Raw genomic sequence first — 24,342 nt, 5'->3', positions numbered from 1 at the left:
TATGCCTGATTTGTTGCTCGAACTTTTCTCGGAAGAGATTCCTGCCCGTATGCAGCGCAAGGCTGCGGGTGATTTCAAGAAGATGATCACTGATGGTCTGGTGGAAGCCGGTCTGATCTATGAAGCAGCCACTGCCTATTGGACGCCGCGCCGCCTGACGCTCGATATTCGCGGCCTGACCGTGCGCTCGAAAGACGTGCACGAAGACGTGAAAGGTCCATCTGTTACAGCTCCTGAGCAGGCCATTGCAGGCTTTTTGCGCAAGGCAGGCCTGACCGATGTTTCCCAGGCGCATGTGCACTCCGACCCCAAAAAGGGCGATTTCTATGTTGCTCATCTGACCAAGCCGGGCCGCGCCGCGGAAGAAATCATCGCGGAACTCGTGCCGCAGACGATCCGCAATTTCCCTTGGCCAAAGTCGATGCGCTGGGGTGCGGCCTCGTCAAAACCGGGTGCGCTTCGCTGGGTGCGTCCGCTGCAATCGATCCTCTGCACGTTTGGCCCTGAAACAGAAGAAACGGTTGTCGTCGAGTTTGAAGTTGACGGCATCAAATCGGGCAATGTCACCTATGGGCATCGTTTCTTAAGCGATGGTCAGGCGATCAAGGTGCGGCGTTTTGATGATTATGTTGAAAAGCTCGAAAAGGCTTTCGTGGTGCTTGATGCGGAGCGCCGCAAGGAAATCATCTCGCAGGACGCGCATAATCTTGCCTTCGCCTCCGGTCTGGAACTGGTCGAGGATGCAGGGCTTCTTGAAGAAGTATCCGGCCTTGTCGAATGGCCTGTGGTGCTGATGGGCGAGTTCGAAGAAGAGTTTCTGGCGATTCCGCCGGAAGTCATTCAGCTGACCATCCGCGTAAACCAGAAATGCTTTGTCACCCGCAAGCAGGGCGAAACGGAAGCACTGTCGAACAAGTTCATTCTGGTGTCGAACATTGCGGCACGCGATGGCGGCACGGAAATCGCTTACGGCAACGGCAAGGTCGTGCGTGCACGCCTGTCCGATGCGCTCTATTTCTGGCAGACCGATCAACATGATCTGCCGGACCTCGATAAGCTCGCAGCATCCGGTGAAAAGTTCGGCCTTGATCTCAAGAAGCCGCTCGATCAGCGTATGGCGCGTCTTGATGCGCTGAATGTGACCTTCCACGCCAAGCTTGGCACGCAAGGCGCGCGCGTCGAACGTATCCGCGAATTGGCGGCTGAAATTGCGCCGCTGGTCGGTGCCGATCCAAAGCTTGCAGCGCGTGCGGCAGTTCTGGCTAAGGCCGATCTGACCACGGAAGTTGTCGGCGAATTCCCTGAACTTCAGGGCGCAATGGGCCGCAAATATGCGCTTCTTCAAAGCGAAGATGAATCTGTCGCAGCCGCTCTCGAAGAGCATTACAAGCCGCAAGGCCCGTCTGACTTTGTGCCGAAGAACCCGGTTTCAGTGGCTGTTGCTCTAGCTGACAAGCTCGATACGCTGGTCGGTTTCTGGGCAATTGACGAAAAGCCGACCGGCTCAAAAGACCCGTTTGCTCTGCGCCGTGCAGCCCTTGGCGTGATCCGTCTAGTGCTGTCACAAGATTGGAAGTTCCCGCTCTCGCCACTCCTGCGTTCGGCCTATGCGTCGCTCAAGGAAAGTCAGGTTCAGCGTCAATTGCGCGAGTTTGAAGCAAAACTAGCTGCTGAAAAGTCTGGCGATGTGGATGGTGAACAGGACGTTGATAACGCCTTACGCAATCTTGAAACAAAGACACGCGCGGAAGTGGAAGCCAAAGCCGAACCGCTGCTGGCTGACCTGTTGTCCTTCTTGCATGATCGTTTCAAGGTTCACCTGAAGGAAGATGGTGCACGTCATGACGCGATTGACGCAGTTCTGACTTCTGATGCCGATAATCTTCTGCTGGTTGCCCGTCGCCTTGAAGCGCTTATCGTCTTCATCAATGAAGAAGACGGCAAGAACCTACTGGCTGGCACTAAGCGCGCTGCCAATATTCTGGCTGCGGAAGAGAAGAAGGGCACTAAGGTCGCAAGCACCGTCGATGCGGCTCTGCTGAAACTTGACGAGGAAAAGGCGCTTTATGCGGCGGTGAACCTCGCAGCTCAGGAAGCCGAAGAAGCCATTGCCCGCGAAGATTTCGGTGGTGCGATGCTGGCACTCGCCAAGCTGCGCGGTCCGGTGGATACGTTCTTCGAGAAGGTGCTGGTCAATGACGAGGACGAAAAGGTCCGCGCCAATCGCCTTGCACTGCTTGAACAAATCCGCACTGCCACCAGCAAGGTGGCCGATTTCTCGAAAATCGCCGGATAAAATAAGAAGGTCGCCTCTTAGGCGGCCTTTTTCATAACTCATTCCGATCTTGCATTAACTGCCTTTGAGATACACTTGCTCAAAAGCAAGGCTTTGTGTAGCTAAAGCGGCAGGAGAATGACCTTGGCCGATATTCTGGACTTCGATGACAATGCTGTTTCGCGTGCGGTGGCAGTGCTCACCCGTGGCGGCCTTGTCGCGATTCCGACCGAGACAGTTTATGGTCTTGCTGCGGATGCAGCGCATGGCGAAGGCGTGGCCGGCATTTTCGCCGCCAAGGGTCGCCCGCAGTTCAATCCGCTCATCGCGCATGTTGACAGCATCGCCATGGCGGAGCGCTATGTGACTTTCGATCCGATCTCCCGCAAACTCGCGGAGGCTTTTTGGCCGGGACCGTTGACACTCGTCCTGCCGTTGAAAGCCAAACAGGATACAAAGCGCCCCATTCATCCGCTGGTGACAGCGGGACTTCAGACACTTGCTATCCGTATGCCAACCGGAAAAGTACGTGATGTTATAAAGAATCTCGACAGTCCAGTTGCAGCACCGAGCGCCAATACTTCCGGCCGCATCAGTCCCACATCTGCGAAAGCGGTGGCTGATGATTTGGGCGACAAAATCGACATGATCCTCGATGCCGGTCCGTGTGGCGTGGGTGTCGAATCGACTATTCTTAAGGTTGAAGGCCAACGTGTGCGTCTACTGCGCCCCGGCGGTCTGGCTGCTGAGGAGATTGAAGCCGTTCTTGGTGTAAAACTCGAACGCGCCGAACATAAAGCTGCCATTCAGGCACCGGGCATGATGGAATCGCACTATGCCCCGAACGCTGCCGTGCGGCTTGATGCTGCAAGCGTTAAGGAGAGCGAGGCGTTGTTGGCATTTGGGCCTGAACGCTCGGCCGACGCCGATAAGGCGGTCGCTTTGCTCAATCTCAGTTCGACAGGTGATCTGCGCGAAGCGGCCAGCAATCTGTTTGATTTCATGCGCAAGCTTGATTTAAGCGGCGCACGTACCATCGCTGTTGAACCCATTCCTTTTGATGGTCTTGGTGAGGCCATTAATGATCGTCTTAAACGCGCGGCGGCCCCGCGCTAGTTCCCCAAACAATTAAGAGAAGCACATGCTCGACACCGCCCTGATCGAACGATTTGCAGCCATTGTTGGCGAAAAGAATGCACTGACTGCGCCGGAAGACATTGCGCCCTTCATGATTGAACAGCGCGACCTCTATCAGGGCCGTTCGCCGCTGGTTCTGCGCCCGTCCTCAACGCAGGAAGTCTCAGACATCCTGAAACTCGCCAACGAAACCAAGACCCCGGTCGTGCCGCAGGGCGGCAATACAGGTCTTGTCGGTGGTCAGACGCCGGATCAGAGCAACACCACGATCGTATTGTCGCTTGGCCGTATGAACAAGGTGCGCTCGGTTGATCCGGTTGGCAATCTGGTAACGGTGGAAGCGGGTGTGATCCTGAAAAACCTTCAGGATGAAGCACAAAAAGTCGGGCGCCTGTTCCCGCTGTCGCTGGGTGCCGAAGGCTCCTGCCAGATTGGTGGCAATCTGGGTTCTAACGCTGGCGGCACGGCAGTTCTTGCCTATGGCAATATGCGTGAGCTTTGCCTCGGTCTTGAAGTGGTTTTGCCAAGCGGTGAGATTCTCAACGACCTTCGCTACGTGAAGAAAGACAATACCGGCTACGATCTGAAGGACCTCTTCATTGGTTCCGAAGGTACGCTTGGTGTTATTACTGCCGCCGTTTTGAAGATTTACCCGCAGCCAAAGGGCAAGGGCGTGGCCTATGCCGGTCTGCGCAGCCCGGAAGATGTGCTGCGCCTGTTTCAGCTTGCGACCGAACATGCAGGCCCGTCGCTCACCGGCTTTGAACTGATGCCGCGTGTTGGTGTTGAGTTTACGATTGCCCATGTCGATGGTGTGCGTGATCCCCTTGAAAGCCCGCACGACTGGTATGCGCTCGTCGATATTTCATCGAGCCGTTCAGAAGACGATGCGCGTACGACGCTTGAAACAATCCTGACGGAAGCGTTTGAGAACGACATCATTCAGGATGCCGCCATTGCCGAGAGCGTTGCGCAGGCACAGATGTTCTGGAAAATGCGCGAGGAAATGTCCTGGGCGCAGAAGCCGGAAGGTGGCTCGATCAAGCACGACATTTCGGTTCCTGTCGCGAAAATCCCGGAATTCATTCATGAGGCCAATGCAGCAACGCTCGAAATGATTCCCGGTTCGCGTATTGTTTGCTTTGGACACATCGGCGACGGAAATCTGCATTATAATGTGTCGCAGCCGGTCGGTGCGGACAAGCAGGCTTTCCTTGATCGCTGGCACGACCTTAATCACCGCATTCATACAATTGTTGCTTCTTATACCGGATCTATCTCGGCAGAGCATGGTATCGGCGTGTTGAAGCGCGAAGAACTTGCCTTCTTCAAGCAGGATGTAGCGCTTGAACTGATGCGCCATATTAAGAAATCATTCGACCCGAATGGCATCATGAACCCGGGTAAAGTGCTGTAATTTCAGCAAATATGACGAAATCGAGGCGGGCAGGCAACTGTCCGCCTTTTCATTTATGTAAACGAAAATTAGCAAGCATTACCGAGTTCTTACACCTGGTTGTAAAGCAGTAACCAAATGAAAAAGCAGGGAAAAGTTAACCTAACGCGTTAAGCGCCCCGGTAATATTCATCGCCTATTCTCCAAATCAACAAGAGCGAACATCGCTCACAAAGAGAAGCTGGAATAACTGGCTCTCAATATAACAGGCAGAGATACTAAGAGGCGTCGAAAATGATGAGCAGCGGACTTAAGAAGCCGGAATGGGCAGGTCAGGAACTTCGTTTGGATCCGTTTCACTTGCCACAGGTCGTAACCTACCCCGCAGAAGATTGTGACGCAGATGTAACCTTCACCATCAGCGAGCGTGGCGCGGTTGTCCGCCAGATCCTGCCATCGAGCGGTTTGCCAATGTCGATTGCACTGCCGATCAACGCTTTCGCCGGTGTGACAGCCCGGGCAGTCGAAGACGAGTTTGGCGAAATCACTGTCACGCTGGAACTGATGCATGAAGATCCGCAGCTTTCCGTGCCGCTGCTGGTCGCCCATGATCTGACTGACGTTGCGGCTGACTGGCGCGCATGGGCTGCAACCTTCAACCTGCCAATGATGCTGGTTGAAGAGGATGGCGTTGCACGTCCGCTTTATGAAAGCACCGGCCCGGTTCGCACGTCTGAGCCACAGGCCCGCCGTCAGGGGCAGGAACCACGCCGCCGTCGTCCACGCTTCCTTGCGCGTCGCAAGACCGGCTCGCTGGGTGTTCGCATGGTGATTGAAGGCCGTGAGATTATTGCTCGCAATTAAGAAAATATCACATTCGCGTGTGAACACGGTCTTGTCGAATTTCTATACTATCTAAAGAATAACGCTTCACTCGGCGGCCGTCTGGAAAGATGAAGGACCTTTTCAGATATTTAAAGCTCCGAAGCTGAGGCAACCAACTTGGCTGACCTCCAACAAAGCCACCCGGATGGTAATTCCATCCGGGTATTTTTTTGAAATATTATCGAAATTATTTGATTTTAACGAAGATAAAAAACTATAATAAGTTGTGAATATATAAAAATATATTATAGAATATGGATGGATGTATGAATATATTTAACTTCGATAAATTAATTTCACCGTATATTGTGAAGTTTATTTACTGGATGGGTATGGTTGTTTTATTATTGTTGGCTTTGATTGCTATAATGACAACGCACACATCTTACGGCGATGCATTGACAATTCTGGGTGTAATTTTTGTTTGGTTTCTAAGTTGCCTCTTATGGCGCGTGATTTGTGAAGTCGTTATTTTGCAATTTAATGTTTTCAATCGCCTGACTGAAATTCGGGATCGATTGCCGAGTAATCCAACGACAGGAAAAAAGGCAGGGTAATCCCTGCCTCATTTTTTACGGCTGAGAAAGGCCGTGACAGCTTCGCGTGCTTCGTTCGAAGTCAGGCGCTCGGCAAAATGCTTTGCTTCCCGCGCGATCCTCTCTGAAACGGGTTCAGCGGGAAGCCGCATCAGGCTGCGGGCAATTTGTATGGCCTGTGGAGGTTTGGAGGCGATTTCGTCCGCCGCCTTTAAAACCTCTGTTTCCAGCTGGCCATTTTCAACAAGCTTATAGACTATGCCCGCCTCAAGGGCGGCTTGTGCATCAAATCCATGACCTAACGCCAGAAGAGCGAATGCTTTCTGATGCCCCATAAGCGGCGGTGCAAGCAGGCTGGATGCTGCTTCCGGCACAAGGCCTAGATCAACAAACGGCGTGCGGAACAGTGCATGACTGGTCGCAAAAGTCAGATCGCAATGCAGGTGGATTGTCGTGCCAATACCAATGGCGAGGCCATCGACGCCGGAGATAATCGGCTTCTTTGCGCTTGAGAGCGCACCAAGAAAATCGAGAATGTCATTGCCGAGACTGCCACCGGATGCAGCCGCCATGAAATCCTGCATATCATTGCCGGATGAAAATGCTCCCGGCACACCCAGAAACACATGAACACGCACGCCGTCGTCCGCGTCGCCGTCAACGAGGGCTTTTGCCATCGTGGCGTACATGGCGCGGGTAATCGCGTTCTTTTTATCAGGGCGGTTAAGGCGGATAATTTGCACTGCACCTCTGCGCTCGATCAGAATATGCTTACCCATAATCAAGCCTCCAAGGCCAGTTTTGCAGCCGCAAGACTGGATGCGCCGGTAACAACCGTGTCTTTTAATGAAGATACTTCCGAAAGCATATTTTCGGCATAGAATCGGCAAAGTGCTGCACGTCCGGCATCGTCACTGTTAAGTGCGGCACGTGCCAGATAGCCACCACCAGCGGTCAGTGAGAGCAGGCGCTGATAAGGTGTTGCCCCAGCGAGTGCTTCTTCTGTGCGGCCTTCACTTGCTGCCTTTTGCAACCAGTCTGTTGCTTCACGGGCTTTATTGATTGCAGCCGACAGGAGGGAACCTGTTTCGCCCAGCTCTGGCCGGTTCGAGGTCGTGGCTTTATCGGCATCGTCCTGCAATTCGGCGAAGAAACCTTTGATATGTTTACCATTGTCCAAAGGCAGCTTGCGCATAACAAGGTCAATCGCCTGAATGCCGTTGGTGCCTTCATAAATTGGGGTAATTCTGGCATCGCGAAGCAATTGTGCTGCACCGGTTTCCTCGATAAAGCCCATGCCACCGTGGATTTGCACACCAAGCGAGGCAACATCGACGCCGACATCGGTAGCGAAACTCTTGGCCAAAGGTGTGAGAAGTCCAGCCCGATCCGACCAGAATTGCGCCTCTATACCATCCGTCGCGTGGCTCATGTCAATCGCGTGTGCACAGGAATAGGTGATGGAGCGGGCAACCTGTGTGAGCGCTTTCATGGTAAGCAGCATACGTTGCACATCGGGATGCTCAATGATCGGACTCATGCCAGCCTTTGGATCGGCGCCGATGGCCCGCCCCTGTTTGCGTTCCCTGGCGTAATTCAAAGCCTGCTGATAAGCGGCTTCTGCAACGCCAACGCCCTGAATGCCAACCAGCAGACGCGCATTGTTCATCATGGTGAACATGCAGGCGAGGCCACGATTTTCTTCGCCAATCAAATAGCCCACGGCGCCTGCTTCTTCGCCTTTTACAAAGCCGTCACCATAAATCATTGTGCAGGTGGGGGAGGCGTGAATACCCATCTTGTGCTCAAGGCCGGAGCAGAAAACATCATTGCGGCGGTCGAGGGAACCATCCGCATTGACGAGGAATTTGGGTACGAGAAACAGCGATATGCCTTTGGTTCCGGCAGGGGCATCGGGCAGGCGCGCCAGCACGAGATGCACGATATTATCCGTGAGGTCGTGTTCGCCATAGGTAATAAAAATTTTCTGGCCAAAGATTCTATAGGAGCCATCATCGTTGCGCTCTGCCCGTGTACCTAAAGCGCCAACATCTGATCCGGCCTGCGGCTCAGTCAGGTTCATTGTGCCCATCCATTCGCCGGAGATGAGCTTTTCAAGGTAAATATCTTTGAGTTCTTTGGAGGCGTGTTTTTCCAGTGCTTCGACTGCGCCCATAGTGAGCGTGGGAGCAATGGCAAAAGCCAGCGTGCCGGAGTTCCACATTTCACTGACCGCAACCGACATCATGGTCGGCAAGCCTTGGCCACCATATTCCGGTGTCCCGGTGAGCGAGTTCCAGCCACCTGCAATCCAGTCGGTATAAAGCTCTTTCCAGCCCGGCGCAGTCGTGACAACGCCATCCTTCACACTCGCACCGTGCCGGTCGCCAGAAATGCGCAGTGGCTCGACGCGTTCGGAAGCAAATTTTCCTGCTTCTTCGAGAATGGCTTCGACGAGATCGGCCGAAAGCTCTTCAGGAAAACGGTTATCTTCGATTGCTTTCTCAAGGCCTGCAACCTTCAACAGCGTATGAGAAATTTCGGAAACTGGTGCGCGATACATTTTTCCTCCTGAACCTTTTCCTCAAAAGGTGTTGAACTGCCGTTGAATGGCGGCAACTCGTTCAGCCTTGTGGCTGGGTATGATTAAGAGCTATCGGCTTATTACGTAAACGTCAATATTTAGATGAAGAACTTATTTGATGTTTGATGCTCTATCAGTTTGTCTATTCTCCGCCTTGACCACATTCAAAGCGATCCGGCGAAGACATGCCTTTTTGCATCCGCCACATCCTGCTTTGTGTGCATGATGGCTTGGCTGCTTTGTCTCTTAAATGGATAAATAAAAAGGCCGGGCATGGACCCGACCTTCATAAGTCTCAACAATCAGTGCCAGTACATCCGTGGTCAAAGACTGGAGACAAATTTCTTAGCGCAACTATTGAAGCAGAGTTTTCAAAAACTCAGCTTGAACAGTTATTAGAGCGCACGCAGGTTTTCTGCTGCATTCTTGCCCGAACGACGGTCTGCAACAACTTCAAAGCTGACCTTCTGGCCTTCGTTGAGTGTGCTGAGGCCCGAACGTTCAACAGCCGAGATGTGAACAAACACGTCAACGCCGCCGTCATCAGGCTGAATAAAGCCGAAGCCTTTGGTTGAATTAAAGAATTTTACTGTTCCGTTTGCCATGTTGAATTCCTTTCAAATCGCACGGTTGATATATAATGGACCAAAGCCCATTGCCGAATTTCACGAATTTGAAAGAAGTACCGGGTGGCGAAAAGCACGCCGCAACATTCGAAAACAAAATCGATGCGCCACATATAGGTGGCATTCAGGGCTTTTACAAGGCGCTTTTCTAAAATTAAGAAAAACGCTATCATAAGTACAGATTTTTGCGATAAAAATAACGCTGAGTATCGTAATAGAAAGCATTATCAAATTATGCCTATGTCTAAACTCCGTGAGGGGTCTGATTTCGCTGTAAAGAAATTCATTGTTATTAATGAAATATTCTTCGAATTCATTTAGACAGTAAGCATGTTGAGAGGCGCTGATATATGACGCTCGTTCCGTATTTTCTGACAGTCAATCTTACGGTGTCGTGCGTTTTCATTTTGACATTCGCGTTCGTGTCGATACAGGAACGCAATTATGCGGCGCCGCGGTGGTTCACGGTGGCCTCTGTAGCTGGAGCGCTTGTGGCGATTTTTGGCTACTGGATCCCACTTGCAGAAAATCCGCGCCTTCTGGTTCTGGTTGCTTTTGCTCTTTTAATGGCAGCGTTTTTGGCTGTCATCGTTGGATTGCAGTGCATTTATCGTCAGAACGTGGACTGGCGGCTTCTTGGTGGCTTTTTTGTTGCGGCGATCATCTGCAATTTGCTGACCTATGAACTCCCACGCACATCGCTTCTGCATCGTTTTCTTTACCAGCTTCCGCTTTGCTTGGCCCAATTGCTGATGGTCCGGGTGATTTATCGTTCAGGTATGCCGCGGCTGGTGGACAAGCTGATGCTGGCGCTCGCCGCTTTCAGCTGCATTCATTATTTTTCGAAAGCTTTCCTGATTGCCTGGCCGGGTTCAGATATGCGGCCCGAAGACCAGGTTAATACGTTGCACGTGATTGTGTCGTTGGCCGTTGGTGTCTTTGTGCAGGTGGCGCGCGGCTTGCTTTTATTGCTTAGCACAGTCTCGCACATGCTCGGAGAGGCAAGTGAACAGTCCGAGGTGGATGAGCTTTCACAAATTTATAACCGGCGTGGCTTTGATAGACACGTCTCGCGCGTATTGGCGCGTAAGGGCGCGCGCATTCGCTACTCGGTGATTATGAGCGATCTGGATTTTTTCAAGCGCGTCAACGACACCTATGGTCATGATGGTGGCGACCGGGTGATCGCGGCTTTTGGCAAACTGCTCAGAACACAATTGCCGAAAGCGGCTGTTGCTGCACGCATGGGCGGTGAGGAGTTCGTCGTGTTTATTCCCGACGCTGATATGGCATCGGCGGAAAAGCTGGCGCAAAACTTGCGCGAAGCATTGAGTGAGCTGCGCTTTGAAGAAAAATCACCGCATTGGGGCCCAACTGCCAGTTTTGGCGTGGCTGAACAGGTTGACGACGAAAGTCTTTATGAAACGATGCGCCGCGCAGATGCGGCGCTCTATGATGCGAAAAAGGCCGGACGCAATCGCGTCCATATTGCTTAACCGGTAAAAGTCGCGGCCTTATTGGTCTGAGTGTTCACGTTCTACCGCACGCCACCCGATGTCGGAGCGATAAAAACCTTCCGGCCAATTGACTTGCTTCACCGCATCATAGGCTTTGCTCTGGGCTTCCACTACTGTTGGCGCAATAGCCGTCACATTGAGAACGCGGCCACCATTGGCAATAAGGTTACTGTCTTTTTCTGCTGTCCCGGCGTGGAAAACTTTGAGCCCGTCAATGTTTTCGAGTTTTTCCAGACCACGAATGATGCTGCCTTTTTTCACATTGGCGGGATAGCCTTCTGCCGCCATGACAACGGTGAGCGCCGGCTGGTCTTTCCATTCCAGTGTGACTTGATCAAGCTTACCATCAACAGCGGCGTTGATGAGATCAAGCAGATCACTTTCAAGGCGCATCATCAGCACCTGACATTCGGGATCGCCAAAGCGGGTGTTGTATTCAATGAGCTTCGGGCCGTCCTTGCCGATCATCAGGCCGAGGAACAGCACGCCCGAAAAAGGCGCACCGATTTCCGCCATGCCACGCATTGTTGGTTCGATCAGCTCACGCATGGTGCGTTCGACGATTTCAGGCGTCATCACCGGAGCAGGTGCGTAAGCCCCCATGCCGCCGGTGTTCGGGCCGGTGTCGCCATCGCCAACGCGCTTGTGGTCCTGAGCAGAACCAAGTGGCAGCGCTGTTTTGCCATCACAGATGCAGAAAAAGCTTGCTTCTTCGCCTTCAAGAAATTCTTCAACGACGACTTCCGCACCGGCAGAACCGAAAGCACCTTCAAAACAGGCATCAACGGCATCCAGTGCTTCGGCAAGCGTCATAGCTACGACCACGCCTTTGCCTGCGGCAAGTCCGTCGGCCTTGACGACGATCGGAGCGCCGACTTCACGCACATAGGCCTTGGCTTTCGGGGCATTGTTGAAACGGCCATAGGCACCGGTTGGAATGCCGAAGCGTGCGCAGAGATCTTTGGTGAAACCTTTTGAGCCCTCGAGCTGGGAAGCCAGCTTGGATGGGCCAAAGACGCGGATGTTCTCGGCCTCGAGATCGTCAGCAAGGCCTGCGACGAGTGGAGCTTCCGGACCAACAACGACGAGATCGATTGCGTTCTGTTTGGCAAAAGCAATGACAGCCGCATGATCGGTGATATCAAGGGACACAAGTTCTGCATATTCGGCAATGCCGGGATTGCCGGGCGCGCAATAAAGTTTTGTCAGCTTTTTCGAAGCGGCGAGCTTCCATGCCAATGCGTGTTCGCGGCCACCGGAACCGATCAACAGAACTTTCATGCCTTGCTCCCTGCGCGTGAGATAAGTAAGTGGTTACTGACTTCGGCTCTCTATTGCTCAACGTGCGCGCGGGCAAGGGCAGTGCCGCAATTTTTGAATAAAAAGCGGATAGAGCCGTCATAAGTTTTAAAAGGCAGGCAATTATGCAGCAGTCAAAACCCAATGGTGAACCGAATTCGGGTGTCCAGTCGCGTGATGTGCGCGGACGAGTGAAAGATGCGCCCTCCGGCCATTGGGTTTATCGTGTTTTACCGCCATCAGTCTGGCCTTATGCGCAACTTGCCCGCTGGGACCGTCCCATTGGGTGGCAGCTTCTGTTGTGGCCATGCTTCTGGTCCGTGGCGCTGGTGGCAGGTGCCGGTGCGCAACCGGGCGATGATATTTGGTCGGTGGTGCCATCGATCTGGCATCTGGTTTTGTTTTTCGTGGGTGCCGTTGCAATGCGTGGTGCGGGTTGCACCTATAATGATCTTGCCGATCAGGACATTGACGACAAAGTGGACCGCACACGTTCACGCCCTCTGCCTTCTGGTCAGGTGACCCGCAAACAGGCGAAGATATTTATTGTCTTCCAGGCTCTTGTCGGGCTGGCGGTTGTGCTGCAATTCAACTGGTTTACAGTTGGACTGGGTATTGCTTCACTTCTGATCGTCGCGGCCTATCCTTTCATGAAGCGCATCACCAATCTGCCGCAGCTAGTGCTTGGCCTTGCCTTCTCATGGGGTGCGCTGATGGGATGGGCGGCAGTTGAAGGGGCGCTCGCACTCTCGCCTGTACTGCTTTATATCGGCGCTATCCTTTGGACGATCGGCTATGACACGATCTATGCCCATCAGGACAAGGAAGACGACGCGCTGGTCGGCGTTGGATCAACGGCGCGCTTGTTCGGAAAACACACAAAGACGGCGCTGCTGGTGCTTTATGGGGGCGCAATTGGTTTCTTTGCTGCGGCCTTTGCCGTCGCTCAGGTGCCAATGCCTGCGCTTGCAGGGCTGCTGGCTGCGGGTGTGCATCTCTATCGACAGATCATCGTGCTCGACATTGATAATCCCGATCAGTGCCTGCGCCTTTTCAAGTCGAACAATACTGTCGGATGGCTGATTTTCCTCGGACTTGTGTTGGGCAGCCTGTGGGTGGCGTTAAAGCCAATGGTCTAAAAATAAAAAGGCCGCTGATTTCAGCGGCCTTTTTATTTTACGGATAAAGACGATCCTTGTGCCAGTCACCTTCCGGTGTGTCGCGGGTAAACAACACGCGGTCATGCAGGCGGAAAGGGCGATCATGCCAGAATTCAATGGAAACCGGGCGGATGCGAAAGCCTGACCAGTGTGCCGGGCGAGGAATTTCACCAATCGCGTAACGGGCGGTGTATTCGGCAACGGCTTTTTCCAGTGCAAAGCGGCTTTCGAGCGGGCGGGATTGCTTGGAAGCCCATGCTCCAATGCGGCTGCCACGAGGACGCGATGCATAATAGGCATCCGCTTCCTCTGCACTCACCTTTTCGACGGGGCCGCGCACGCGCACCTGACGGCGCAGCGATTTCCAGTGAAAGCACATTGCAGCTTTTTCGGCAGAAAGAACTTCCCGTCCCTTCGTGCTTTCATAATTTGTGTAGAAAACGAAGCCGTGTTCGTCGAAATCCTTGAGCAGAACCATCCGCACATTTGGCAGACCGTCCGGGTCAACTGTGGCGAGTGCAACGGCATTCGGGTCGTTCACTTCGCTTTTGGTGGCGTCATTCAGCCATTCTGCAAAGAGCTTGAATGGTTCGGAACTCTGGGTGAAGTCGTCGCTGATTTCTGTCATTTTCTGCTATTTCAAACGTCAGTCGGAATTGTTGAGCGCAAACTTCGTTCATATCGCGCATTTTGTCCATGGCTTTGGTCAGGTGCGAGGATTTTCTTCGTTGTTCTTTGATAGCGATTTGTTTACCTTGCCTGCGAACGACTTGTTAACTCCATATCCCGCATATTCATTACATCTTTAGGGTGTATTTAAGGGAAGACCGTTGGCCGCTGGACTTGCTCGCCGCGTAAAACATGATGTGAACTTTAATCGAAGCATGGCTGTGATCCGCCGTGTGGCGTTTGCTGCCGTCATGGTTTCTCTCGCAGGTTGTGCGATGGGCGGGGTGAGTATCGACAAGGCGGTTCCTGATTCCTCGACAATCACTGGTTCGATCAAGTCAGTCGAAAAAGACGAAACTGACAATGGCAAGCGCTCCGATCAGTCCACGATCAAGAGCATCGTATCAGCGCTCAACTTCACGCAATGGGGTAAAAAGCCCGTGCCTTGGGCCAATCCGGATACGGGTAGTCAGGGTGCAATCACAACGATTGCCGAAACCAAATCCAACGACACGCTTTGTCGCCAGTTCGAAACATCGCGGGAAGCTTTTGATGGTGTCTCCATCTATCGTGGTGAAACCTGCATGCAGCGCGGCGGCGAGTGGACGTTAACTTCATTCGCGCCGCTTTAGAGCGCGTTTTGATCTGACTGAATCAAATTGCAGCTCAGAATATTAACGGTTCCAGAACCTGGTTTTATCAACCTCCCGAAAGCCGTTTCACACTTTTCGGGATGTCCTTGGCGCTTTTTTGCATTCTCTCTGCTATAAGTCTGGAAGTTTTCAAGCTTAGTACTCATATTACGGCAAAGTGAGTCTAACGACTGATTATTCAGTCATTTTCCCGATGAGGACTATATGCGCGATCCCTATAGCGTGTTGGGCGTCGCCAAAACGGCGAAGCCCGAAGAAATAAAGTCGGCTTTTCGCAAGCTGGCTAAAAAATATCATCCCGACCAGAACAAGGATGATCCCAAGGCACAGGAGCGCTTTTCAGAAATCAATCAGGCCTATGAAATTGTCGGTGACAAGGACAAGCGCGGCCAGTTTGATCGTGGAGAAATCGATGCCGAAGGCAAGCCGGTCTTTCAGGGCTTTGGCGGGCAGGGCGGCTTTGACGGTCATGCCGGTTTCGGTGGCGGTGCTGATCCATTTGCGGGCTTTCGTCAGCGTGGCGGTGGCCAGCAGGGCGGTTTCGGTGGTGCGGAAGATATTCTCAACGATATATTCGGTGGAGCCTTTGGCGGCGGTCGCGGTGGAGCACGTCAGCGTGGCCCGGTGAAAGGCAGCGATTTGGCTGCTTCGATCAATATCACACTCGAGCAGGCAGCCGGAGCTGACAAGGTTGAAGCTGTTTTTCCAAATGGCAAGCATCTGAAAATCAAGCTGCCGCAGTTTGTTGAAGACGGTCAAACGATCAGGCTTAAAGGTCAAGGTGAGCACGTCATTGGTGGTACGCCCGGGGACGCACTGGTAACGATCCATTTCAAGCCGAGCGCGCGCTTCCGTCTGGAGGGGCGCGATGTACATGTCGACTTGCCGGTCGATCTCGCAGATGCTGCCCTTGGCGGCAAAGCGGAAGTGGAAACGCTGAACGGCCGTATCGCGGTCAAAGTGCCTGCATGGTCGAGTTCCGACAAGGTGCTGCGTCTGAAGGGTAAGGGGCTACCGCTCAAGGCCGGTGGCCACGGCGATCTTTACGTCCATGTCCGCATTATGCTGCCCGAAGGTGGCGATAAAGAGCTGGAAGAGTTTCTCAAGAAACGCAGAGGCGGCTAGGCTCAGGCCCCCTAATTTGACGGAAATGGTATGAGATCATCCGTTTGGATACGATGAAAAAAAGCGCAGGAAATGTGGTGCATTTTCGAGCCTTTTTGACAAAGTAGCCGAGCAGACGGGGCGCATCCTCCGGACACCGAAATGATCAGGCGATCTGGTTTGTGAAGACGCTGAGACGGGAAACAATCCCGTTCTTCGCGTCTTCCCCTGCATATCTGGTCATTTCAGGCGCTATTTCTATTAAATACTCGGTCCTGACTCTAAATAAGTTTAGTTCTGCTCAACTGTAACCGGATCGCTGCACTTAACGGCGTTCCGTCATTTACATTCTATAATACCCGGCTTTTTATGCGCAATTGCTTGAAGCCTTCGCAAGGCTGTGCGATAGGGCATCTAGTTGTTTATATTCTATGAGGACCCTTAATGACCGCAAAGTCAGGTTTGTTGCAGGGCAAGCGCGGATTGATTCTGGGCGTAGCCAACAACCGTTCTATCGCCTGGGGCATTGCCAAGGCTGCTCGTGAAGCTGGTGCTGAACTTGCATTCACCTATCAGGGTGATGCGCTGAAGAAGCGTGTCGAACCGCTGGCTGAAGAACTGGATGCTTTCATTGCGGGCCATTGCGATGTTGCTGACGGTGCGAGCATTGATGCCGTTTTTGAAGCGCTGGAAAAGAAGTGGGGCAAGCTTGACTTCGTTGTTCACGCGATTGGTTTCTCCGATAAGGATGAACTGACCGGTCGTTACGTTGACACGTCAGAGGCCAATTTCCAGAACACCATGCTGATTTCGGTTTATTCGCTGACTGCGATTTCGCGTCGTGCGGAAAAGCTGATGAATGACGGTGGTTCAATTCTGACGCTGACCTATTATGGTGCTGAAAAAGTTATGCCGAATTACAACGTCATGGGCGTTGCAAAGGCAGCTCTTGAAGCAAGCGTGAAATATCTCGCTGTTGATCTTGGACCGCAGAACATTCGCGTCAATGCGATTTCGGCTGGCCCGATCAAGACGCTGGCCGCATCTGGCATTGGTGACTTCCGCTATATTCTCAAGTGGAACGAATATAATGCACCTCTGCGCCGCACGGTCACGATTGATGAAGTGGGCGATGTCGGCCTTTACTTCCTTTCCGATCTGTCGCGCTCGGTGACAGGTGAAGTCCATCATGCTGACAGCGGCTATCATGTCATCGGCATGAAGGCGGTTGACGCGCCGGATATTTCAGTCGTCAAAGACTGAGTTGAGCATTCTGAAATCCCGAAAAGTTGACCGACTTTTCGGGATTTTTCTTTATCCTTCCGCCATGGAAGGGGTTATCAAAACTATGACTGTTGGCAAAAAGAGGCAGGGTTTTGGCACGGGAAATAATCTACTTTTCGCGTCACGGTGAGACGGACTGGAATGTAGCGCAGCGCATTCAGGGGCAGTTGGATATTGATATCAATGCCCATGGTCGTACGCAGGCAGACCGCAATGGCGATATGCTGAAGTCGCTGATCGGGGATGGCGCCGGTTACGATTTTGTTGCAAGCCCTCTGCGACGCACGCGTGAAACCATGGAGCGCATTCGTCTGCGCATGGGCCTTGATCCTTATGATTTCCGCACTGACCCGCAATTGATGGAAGTGAATTTCGGCGATTGGCAGGGCTTCATGATGGAAGACATTGCCAAAGAACGCGAAGACCTTCTTGAAGCGCGTGCCAAAGACAAATGGAATTTCATACCGCCTGGTGAGACAGCCGAAAGCTATATGCGCCTTTCTCAGCGTATCGGCCGCTGGGTAGAAGCTGTTGAATGGCCAACCGTCTGCGTGACGCATGGCGGCTGCATTCGTACGCTATTCTACCTTTATGGTGATATGGATGGCCACGATGCGGCCCACCTTTCTATCCCCCAAGATAAGATCCTGAAGTTCGAAAGCGGCAAGCTTGAGTGGGTGTGAGTTGGCTCAGTCCTTTTCTTCAAGCCAATCCGGTCTGTGATTCTGCTGGCCTGTCTTTTGGCTTGATGCCAGCCTGTGCCAATGTGCGGTCGAGGAGTTGCTCGTAGATAGGCTTGCCGCCAATCCATTGGGCCACGAGGTTGGCCGTGAGACAGGTAGCAATCAGCGGCATTGTCATGCCATAGGCTGCAGTCAACTCTAGCGTCAGAACAACTCCCACCACAGGCGCACGCACGGATGCGGTGAACAGTCCGCCCATTGCGGCAATCGCAAAAGCCAGAGGCGCGGCATCTATTGTACTCGGCAGAGCCAGTTCCAACAGGCCTGAAAAAGCAAGGCCGACACAGGTTGCAAGTGTCAGCATGGGCGCAAAAATCCCACCCGGAACACCGCTAGAATAGCTGCCAATCATCGTGAAAAAGCGCGCACAAGCCAGAAGAAGCAAAAGGACGAGTGCGGTTTTCTGATGGGCAAGTTCCATGATGATATGCTCACCGCCGGTAACAGAATAGGGCAGCACAATGAACAGCGCCCCAATGCAAAGACCAATGAGAGCCGGATAAAGATATGGCACGCGTTGCTGCATACGGGCGGCAAAATTGACCGCCCACATGATGCCGCCATTGAGCGCCACACCGATGAAACCGAGCGCGCAGCCGAGCACGACGAAAGCGGGCAGATATTCCAGCGATGCTTTAACGTCCGGCATCGATAAATCAGGAGCGGTGCCGCCGATAATCTGGGTCATGACCGTAGCAAGCAGAGCGGCTGCAATAACACCCATATAGGTGCGGAATGTATAGGGAAACTGCTTGTGCGTTTCTTCAATGATGAACAGAACGCCTGCGAGTGGTGCATTAAAAGCGCAGGCGAGACCCGCGGCTGCACCGGCGGCAAGTATACCACGCCTTTCTGTCTCGCTGACTTTGAAAAAATCTGTAACGGCCGCACCCAGCGATGCACCGATATGGATCGTTGGACCTTCGCGCCCAAGCACCAGCCCGGAGGAGATCGAGGTAATACCCATCAGAAATTTGACAGGCAGTACACGCTTCCAGCGGACTTCACGCAATCCTTCCATCGCACCTTCGATTTCCTGAACGCCGCTGCCACCCGCTTCCGGCGCCACGCGTCGCACGACAAAAACCGACAGCACCGTGCAGCACATGGTGATGATCGCTGCGGCCACAATGAGATTGTTTCCGACGAAATATTCACCGAGCCTCTGGGGCCATGTCATCAGGGTGTCGATAATCAAATGAAAATAAGATCCGACTGTTCCGGTGAAGATTCCGGTTAAAGCTGCAAAGAACACATAGCGTGCTTGCGCCCAGCGATTGCCTGGTCTGTCGAGCAGCTTGATCGGATCATCCATCTGAGACTTCCCCCGGAAATAAACGCAGGCAAGCCAGATTTCTCCCTGCTCAAGCCTCTAATGCAAAGAACCAGACTCGCCCTGGAAAGTCCAGAATCGACATGAACATGACGCTAGATTTGCCAATTGGCAAAAATATGATATCTTTCTGCCACAAGAAGGGTGCGCCATGGAACTTCATCCCATCAGCATAACGCCTGCGGGCAATCTGTCGAAGGTCATTACCGATGAAGAAGCCGGCGCGCTGGCTCGCACCACCGTCAACTTATTGAAGGCATGGAAGCTCTCCGATACGGAAGCCTGCACATTGTTAGGCGAGATGTCGCCGCGCACATGGGCACGCTGGAAAGACGGGAGTATAGGCCGGATCGACCGTGATTTACGGATGCGCATGGCGCATCTGATGGGCATTCACAAAGGTTTGCGCTATATGTTCCGTGATCCTGCGCGGGGCTATGCATGGATCAGAAAGCCAAACGCTTCATTCGGCGGATTGTCGGCTTTGGATCTCATGTTGCGCGGTGAAATCTCTGATCTTGCAGCGCTGCGCGAATGGCTGAACGCGGAGCGTGGCGCATGGTGAGCGGACTGGCTCAGAAAAGATATGTTCACTGGTCGCAGACGTTTCGCATCATCCGCTCCATCCATCCTCCGATCGACTTGTTTGAAGATATTGCGGACCCGCGTGACTGGGAGGCACTAGCTTCGGTCGAGGAAAAGACAAACCCGCGCATTCGCTTCGAGATCGGCGATCTTGGCAAGGTGCCGGCTGAGCGGCGGGTTTCCGGGCAAGGCGCAACCTACGTGATGGCACCTTTCGTGCATTGCTCAACCACCCGTCCGGGGCGCTTCAGTGACGGCAGTTACGGTATTTATTATGCCGCTGATCGCGAAGCTGTGGCCGTGGCCGAAACCATCCATCATCATGAAAAATTCATGCGTGCAACTGATGAAGAACCGGGTTGGACGTCGGATTTTCGGGTGCTGATTGGAAGCATCAAGCAAGAGCTGGACGATGTGAGCAAAGTACCCGGTGTGCTTGATCCGGTTGACTATACGGCGTCACATATCGAGGGAAGAGAGTTGCGTGGGGCGGGAAGCCATGGACTTCTCTGGCCGAGTGTGCGGATGCGCGGCGGACTTTGCATCGGGATTTTTTGGCCAAATGTTATAACGATTCCTGTTCAGGGGCGGCATTATAGCTATCACTGGAACGGAGCCCGTGTCGATTTTGTCCGCCAATACGACACGGGCGAAGTTCTCGCAGTGACTTGATACTCAAGGGGCCTCCTGAATGTCGGTTACAAAGCGGGTGTTGTCGGCTTCATCATAGAGAATGATCACCTTCATGCCCTTGGTGATGGCCGAATAATCAAACTCGCCAGGCAATTTGTAGGTCTTGCCATCATCCAGTGTAATTGTTTCCTTATCCTGGTTGATGCCGGTGATCTTTCCTTCAACATCATCGGCCATGGCGACTGTCGAAAAGAGCGAGGCAATGATGAAGAGCAGTCCCACGATGTATTGCATGGGTGTCATCCTCCTTCTGGGTGCCGGGTCGTCGGCTGACTGATTCGACACGAATTGCATTTTCCGCGATTGTTCCCTTGAACGTTGCATCAACTGTATGGGTTGAAACTGAAGGGCGCAACTTGATTGTGGGCGTATTTTAGCCGATGGAATGTGTCAAAAAGAATGCGTTATGTGGATGATCTGATGGATTTTTGCGGGCGCGAAGTGACTATCTCCAGCAATAATTTGACCGTTGCTCAAAAGGCCAATAAAACCGCCCCATATCTTGCCGGAAAAGGCGCCCCGTAATCAGGCTTAGCTCATGTCTCATAACAGTTTCGGTCATCTGTTCCGCGTAACAACCTGGGGTGAAAGCCACGGAATTGCGCTTGGTTGCGTTGTGGACGGCTGCCCTCCGGGTATCACCTTTACCGAAGCCGAAATTCAGTCTTATCTCGACAAGCGCAAGCCCGGCCAGTCGAAATACACCACCCAGCGCCGTGAGCCAGATCAGGTTCGTGTGTTGTCAGGTGTGCTTCTGGGTGATGATGGCGTCACCATGACCACCACTGGCACGCCGATTTCCATGATGATCGAAAACACCGATCAGCGCTCCAAGGACTACGGTGATATTGCCAAGCAATATCGCCCGGGCCACGCCGATTATGCCTATGACGTCAAATATGGCATTCGCGATTATCGCGGAGGTGGGCGTTCTTCGGCGCGTGAAACCGCGGCACGTGTAGCGGCTGGTGCCATTGCGCGCAAAGTTGTCCCCGGTCTGCAGGTGCGTGGTGCGCTTGTCTCGATGGGTGTCCATGACATTGAGCGCGCGCGCTGGGACTGGAATGAAGTCGATAACAATCCATTCTTTACGCCAGACGCCGGTTCCGTTGAAGTTTTTGCGGACTATCTGGATGGCATCCGTAAGAATGGCTCTTCCATTGGCGCGATTATTGAAGTCGTGGCCGAAGGTGTGCCTGCGGGTATTGGTGCGCCAATCTATGGCAAGCTCGATCAGGATATTGCAAGCTATCTCATGTCAATCAACGCTGTGAAGGGCGTTGAAATTGGCAATGGCTTTGAAGCTGCTCGCCTGACTGGTGAAGAAAATGCCGACGAAATGCGCATTGGCAATGACGGTCAGCCGATGTTCCTGTCCAATCAGGCAGGCGGCGTTCTGGGTGGGATTGCAACCGGTGCGCCTGTGGTGGCGCGCTTTGCAGTCAAGCCCACATCGTCGATCCTGACACCGCGCAAGTCCATTGATAAGGACGGCAAGGAAGTGGATGTTATGACCAAGGGGCGGCATGATCCTTGCGTGGGTATCCGCGCTGTGCCGATTGGCGAAGCGATGGTCGCTTGTGCAATTGCCGATCATTATCTGCGCCATCGTGGACAGACGGGTCGGATTTAAAACATTCAGAGGTGGTTTCAGGGACCAAGGGCCGGTTCTGAGCATGTCGCGGAAAAGGGGAAACCGGTTTCCGCAACATGCGTGAAAGCAAGACACTGAAGCTGTGGTACAACCATTGAGGCTGAAATGAGCTATAATCAGAAACAGGTCGTTGATGCGCTGCGCGCTTTCGAGCGTGGCGAAATTGTTGTCGTGATGGATGATGACGGACGTGAGAACGAAGGCGATCTTATCGTTGCCGCCGTTCACTGCACGCCGGAAAAAATGGCCTTCATCGTTCGGTACACATCTGGCATCGTCTGCACGCCAATGACGCGGGACGAAGCCAAGCGTCTTAATCTGGCGCCAATGGTGGCAGAAAATGAGTCCGCTCACACAACGGCTTTCACCGTCACTGTTGATTACCGCCACGGCACCACGACCGGCATTTCGGCTGAAGATCGCACGCTCACAGTGCGCAATCTCGCAAACCCCAACGCCGGTGCTTCGGATTTCGTGCGTCCTGGCCATATTTTCCCGCTGATTGCGCGTGAAGGCGGCGTGCTGATGCGCTCCGGTCACACAGAAGCGGCTGTTGATCTTTGCAAGCTCGCAAACCTGCCGCCGATTGGTGTGATCTGCGAACTGATCAATGATGACGGTACGGTCATGCGTGGCCCTGATGTGACGGCGTTTGCTGAAAAGCACGCGCTGCATCGCGTAACCGTGGCCGACCTCATTGCCTATCGTCAGCGCAAGGAAACGCTGGTCAAGCGTATTGGCGACGCAAATATAGACACCTGCGCCGGTCCCGCTCATGCCTATACCTACGAATTGCCATGGGAGCCGATGCAGCATGTAGCTGTTGTATTTGGTGATATTCGGGCTGGCGAAAATGTACCTGTTCGCCTGCACCGTGAAGATGTGCTGAGCGATGTTTTCGGTAAAGGCGGCAACAACCTCGACGAGATCATGAAGCGCATGAGCAAGGAAGGCCGCGGCGTTCTTGTTTATCTGCGTGAAGGTTCTGTCGGCGTTCGTGCCGATCACCGTGATGCGCGTGCGCGCGAAGCTCTGCTTGGCGAACACGAAGCCCATGCAGAAGCTGTTGCGCGCGAGGAAGAATGGCGGCAGATCGGTCTTGGTGCACAGATACTCAAGGATCTCGGCATTACATCGATCGTGCTGCTGGCATCGCGTGAGCGACACTATGTTGGTCTTGACGGCTTCGGTATCGATATTGTGCGTACGGAAATCATCTGACACTGTGCTGTCGGCTAAAGATGCTACAGGAGCACAATGACAACTCGGCTTTACTGGCATCCTACCTATCTAGACCATATCGTGCCGCCCGGACATCCCGAGCGGCCCGACCGCATTCGCGCGCTGATGAGCGAACTCGAAGGACCAGATTTTTACCGTCTTGATCGGGTAAAGGCTGAGATGGCGTCGGAAGATGCCATACTGCTTGTGCATCCTGAGAGCTATATCGATGAAATCCGCCGTCAAATTCCTGACGCTATTGATGATGAGGAAGCGCCGCAGCCGATCAACAAGCTCGGTGTTGATACCTATGTAAGCCCCAAAAGCTGGGAGGCAGCACTGCTGGCAGTTGGTGCCGCCACCGCTGCGGTTGATGATGTGTTTTCAGGGCTGGCGGATAATGTTTTTGTGGCTTCACGCCCACCCGGTCATCATGCCGAGCTTGCAACCCCCATGGGCTTTTGCCTGTTTAACAATGTTGCGATCGCAGCACGTCACGCGCAGCGCAATCACGGTGCGGAGCGTATAGCGATTGTCGATTGGGACGTACATCACGGCAATGGCACGCAGGATATTTTCAAGGATGACCCGAGCGTTCTGTTCTGCTCGACACACCAGTTTCCGCTTTTTCCCGGCACAGGCCGGAAAGATGAGGTGGGTGTCGGCAATATCGTCAATGCACCACTTTCGCCCAATACCGGCAGCCGAGAATTTCGTGAGGCATTGAATAGTCGCGTCCTGCCTGCTTTGGATGACTTCCAGCCGGATTTGATTCTTATTTCCGCTGGTTTCGATGCACATTTTCGCGATCCCCTTTCCGAGATTAATCTCGATGAAGCGGATTTCGACTGGGCAACGGGTAAGCTTATGGAACGCGCTGAACGGTTCTGCAATCACCGGCTGGTGAGCGTACTTGAAGGTGGATATGATCTTGAGGGCTTGTCGCAGTCCGCGTCTTCTCATATTACGCGGCTGTTGAAAGGATAAA

At 53.2% G+C, this 24,342-nt stretch carries 24 protein-coding genes; 17 read left to right on the top strand and 7 right to left on the bottom strand.

Translation table 11 applies throughout. The annotated features are described in order from the left end of the window. The first annotated feature begins 1 nt into the window (after window position 1). The 5 genes from glyS to H5024_RS10265 all read left to right on the top strand — a co-directional run bounded on the left by glyS (window position 2) and on the right by H5024_RS10265 (window position 6,250). Window positions 2–2,296 carry a glycine--tRNA ligase subunit beta gene (glyS, locus tag H5024_RS10285; RefSeq protein ID WP_187546124.1) on the top strand — a complete coding sequence of 765 codons (2,295 nt, stop codon included), beginning with the start codon at window positions 2–4 and terminating at the stop codon, window positions 2,294–2,296. Window positions 2,297–2,419: 123 nt separating this feature from the next. Next, entirely contained in the window at window positions 2,420–3,391 is a 972-nt protein-coding gene (locus tag H5024_RS10280; protein WP_187546121.1) for an L-threonylcarbamoyladenylate synthase, read from the top strand. Between the two features lie 25 nt (window positions 3,392–3,416). Next, window positions 3,417–4,829: an FAD-binding oxidoreductase gene (locus tag H5024_RS10275; protein ID WP_187546119.1), complete on the top strand. Its 1,413-nt coding sequence runs from the start codon at window positions 3,417–3,419 to the stop codon at window positions 4,827–4,829. 273 nt (window positions 4,830–5,102) lie between these two features. Beyond that, window positions 5,103–5,672, top strand: coding sequence for a DUF6101 family protein (locus tag H5024_RS10270; protein ID WP_187546116.1), 570 nt, complete (start codon window positions 5,103–5,105; stop codon window positions 5,670–5,672). Window positions 5,673–5,959: 287 nt separating this feature from the next. Further along, window positions 5,960–6,250 (top strand): DUF4282 domain-containing protein, encoded by a 291-nt coding sequence (locus tag H5024_RS10265; RefSeq protein ID WP_187546113.1) that lies wholly within the window; start codon window positions 5,960–5,962, stop codon window positions 6,248–6,250. A gap of 8 nt (window positions 6,251–6,258) precedes the next feature. On the opposite strand, the gene H5024_RS10260 is transcribed toward H5024_RS10265, so the two are convergent. The 3 genes from H5024_RS10260 to H5024_RS10250 form a co-directional block, all read right to left on the bottom strand. Continuing rightward, window positions 6,259–7,008, bottom strand: a complete 750-nt coding sequence (locus H5024_RS10260) for a crotonase/enoyl-CoA hydratase family protein (RefSeq protein WP_187546111.1) — start codon at window positions 7,006–7,008, stop codon at window positions 6,259–6,261. A gap of 2 nt (window positions 7,009–7,010) precedes the next feature. Continuing rightward, window positions 7,011–8,792 carry an acyl-CoA dehydrogenase gene (locus tag H5024_RS10255; RefSeq protein ID WP_187546108.1) on the bottom strand — a complete coding sequence of 594 codons (1,782 nt, stop codon included), beginning with the start codon at window positions 8,790–8,792 and terminating at the stop codon, window positions 7,011–7,013. Window positions 8,793–9,208: 416 nt separating this feature from the next. Further along, window positions 9,209–9,418, bottom strand: a complete 210-nt coding sequence (locus H5024_RS10250; RefSeq protein WP_187546106.1) for a cold-shock protein — start codon at window positions 9,416–9,418, stop codon at window positions 9,209–9,211. A gap of 35 nt (window positions 9,419–9,453) precedes the next feature. Here H5024_RS10250 and H5024_RS10245 point away from each other — a divergent pair, with 35 nt between their 5' ends. Together H5024_RS10245 and H5024_RS10240 are read left to right on the top strand one after the other, a co-directional pair. Beyond that, window positions 9,454–9,591: a hypothetical protein gene (locus tag H5024_RS10245; protein WP_187546103.1), complete on the top strand. Its 138-nt coding sequence runs from the start codon at window positions 9,454–9,456 to the stop codon at window positions 9,589–9,591. Window positions 9,592–9,789: 198 nt separating this feature from the next. Next, the gene (locus tag H5024_RS10240) at window positions 9,790–10,935 is read left to right on the top strand and encodes a GGDEF domain-containing protein (protein WP_187546101.1); all 1,146 of its coding nucleotides are present in this window, start codon (window positions 9,790–9,792) and stop codon (window positions 10,933–10,935) included. 18 nt (window positions 10,936–10,953) lie between these two features. On the opposite strand, the gene purD is transcribed toward H5024_RS10240, so the two are convergent. Further along, complete coding sequence (purD, locus tag H5024_RS10235; protein WP_187546098.1) at window positions 10,954–12,237, bottom strand: phosphoribosylamine--glycine ligase; 1,284 nt, start codon at window positions 12,235–12,237, stop codon at window positions 10,954–10,956. Between the two features lie 143 nt (window positions 12,238–12,380). Between purD and ubiA the strand changes: the two genes are divergently transcribed. Beyond that, window positions 12,381–13,394, top strand: a complete 1,014-nt coding sequence (gene ubiA / locus H5024_RS10230; protein ID WP_187546096.1) for a 4-hydroxybenzoate octaprenyltransferase — start codon at window positions 12,381–12,383, stop codon at window positions 13,392–13,394. Between the two features lie 37 nt (window positions 13,395–13,431). On the opposite strand, the gene pdxH is transcribed toward ubiA, so the two are convergent. Further along, window positions 13,432–14,043 (bottom strand): pyridoxamine 5'-phosphate oxidase, encoded by a 612-nt coding sequence (pdxH, locus tag H5024_RS10225; protein ID WP_187546094.1) that lies wholly within the window; start codon window positions 14,041–14,043, stop codon window positions 13,432–13,434. A 256-nt stretch (window positions 14,044–14,299) separates the two neighbouring features. Between pdxH and H5024_RS10220 the strand changes: the two genes are divergently transcribed. The 4 genes from H5024_RS10220 to H5024_RS10205 all read left to right on the top strand — a co-directional run bounded on the left by H5024_RS10220 (window position 14,300) and on the right by H5024_RS10205 (window position 17,808). Further along, on the top strand, window positions 14,300–14,716 hold the full coding sequence (locus H5024_RS10220) for an RT0821/Lpp0805 family surface protein (protein WP_247875265.1): 417 nt from the start codon (window positions 14,300–14,302) through the stop codon (window positions 14,714–14,716). 225 nt (window positions 14,717–14,941) lie between these two features. Continuing rightward, entirely contained in the window at window positions 14,942–15,862 is a 921-nt protein-coding gene (locus H5024_RS10215; RefSeq protein ID WP_187546091.1) for a DnaJ C-terminal domain-containing protein, read from the top strand. Between the two features lie 423 nt (window positions 15,863–16,285). Beyond that, complete coding sequence (gene fabI, locus H5024_RS10210; protein ID WP_140904233.1) at window positions 16,286–17,104, top strand: enoyl-ACP reductase FabI; 819 nt, start codon at window positions 16,286–16,288, stop codon at window positions 17,102–17,104. A gap of 113 nt (window positions 17,105–17,217) precedes the next feature. Continuing rightward, on the top strand, window positions 17,218–17,808 hold the full coding sequence (locus H5024_RS10205) for a histidine phosphatase family protein (RefSeq protein ID WP_187546088.1): 591 nt from the start codon (window positions 17,218–17,220) through the stop codon (window positions 17,806–17,808). Window positions 17,809–17,827: 19 nt separating this feature from the next. On the opposite strand, the gene clcA is transcribed toward H5024_RS10205, so the two are convergent. Then, complete coding sequence (gene clcA / locus H5024_RS10200; RefSeq protein ID WP_187546085.1) at window positions 17,828–19,183, bottom strand: H(+)/Cl(-) exchange transporter ClcA; 1,356 nt, start codon at window positions 19,181–19,183, stop codon at window positions 17,828–17,830. A 169-nt stretch (window positions 19,184–19,352) separates the two neighbouring features. On the opposite strand from clcA, the gene H5024_RS10195 reads away from it, so the two are divergent. Both H5024_RS10195 and H5024_RS10190 read left to right on the top strand, forming a co-directional pair. Further along, window positions 19,353–19,766 carry an MbcA/ParS/Xre antitoxin family protein gene (locus tag H5024_RS10195; RefSeq protein ID WP_187546083.1) on the top strand — a complete coding sequence of 138 codons (414 nt, stop codon included), beginning with the start codon at window positions 19,353–19,355 and terminating at the stop codon, window positions 19,764–19,766. Beyond that, a complete protein-coding gene (locus H5024_RS10190) occupies window positions 19,760–20,458 on the top strand; it encodes an RES family NAD+ phosphorylase (protein ID WP_187546762.1) in 699 nt (232 codons plus the stop codon). The genes H5024_RS10195 and H5024_RS10190 overlap by 7 nt, the downstream gene beginning before the upstream one ends. A 3-nt stretch (window positions 20,459–20,461) precedes the next feature. Here H5024_RS10190 and H5024_RS10185 read toward each other — a convergent pair whose 3' ends face one another. Next, complete coding sequence (locus tag H5024_RS10185) at window positions 20,462–20,713, bottom strand: DUF1344 domain-containing protein (protein WP_187546081.1); 252 nt, start codon at window positions 20,711–20,713, stop codon at window positions 20,462–20,464. A gap of 304 nt (window positions 20,714–21,017) precedes the next feature. Here H5024_RS10185 and aroC point away from each other — a divergent pair, with 304 nt between their 5' ends. From aroC to H5024_RS10170, 3 genes are all read left to right on the top strand, one after another. Further along, the gene (aroC, locus tag H5024_RS10180) at window positions 21,018–22,112 is read left to right on the top strand and encodes a chorismate synthase (protein ID WP_187546079.1); all 1,095 of its coding nucleotides are present in this window, start codon (window positions 21,018–21,020) and stop codon (window positions 22,110–22,112) included. Between the two features lie 126 nt (window positions 22,113–22,238). After that, window positions 22,239–23,354, top strand: coding sequence for a 3,4-dihydroxy-2-butanone-4-phosphate synthase (gene ribB, locus H5024_RS10175; RefSeq protein ID WP_187546077.1), 1,116 nt, complete (start codon window positions 22,239–22,241; stop codon window positions 23,352–23,354). Between the two features lie 36 nt (window positions 23,355–23,390). Then, entirely contained in the window at window positions 23,391–24,341 is a 951-nt protein-coding gene (locus tag H5024_RS10170) for a histone deacetylase family protein (protein ID WP_187546074.1), read from the top strand. Window position 24,342: the final 1 nt, after the last annotated feature.

This window comes from Ochrobactrum sp. Marseille-Q0166 (assembly GCF_014397025.1).
Lineage (GTDB): Bacteria > Pseudomonadota > Alphaproteobacteria > Rhizobiales > Rhizobiaceae > Brucella.
The sequence above is the reverse complement of the archived record's forward strand: the minus strand, read 5'-3'. Positions and strand labels throughout refer to the sequence as shown.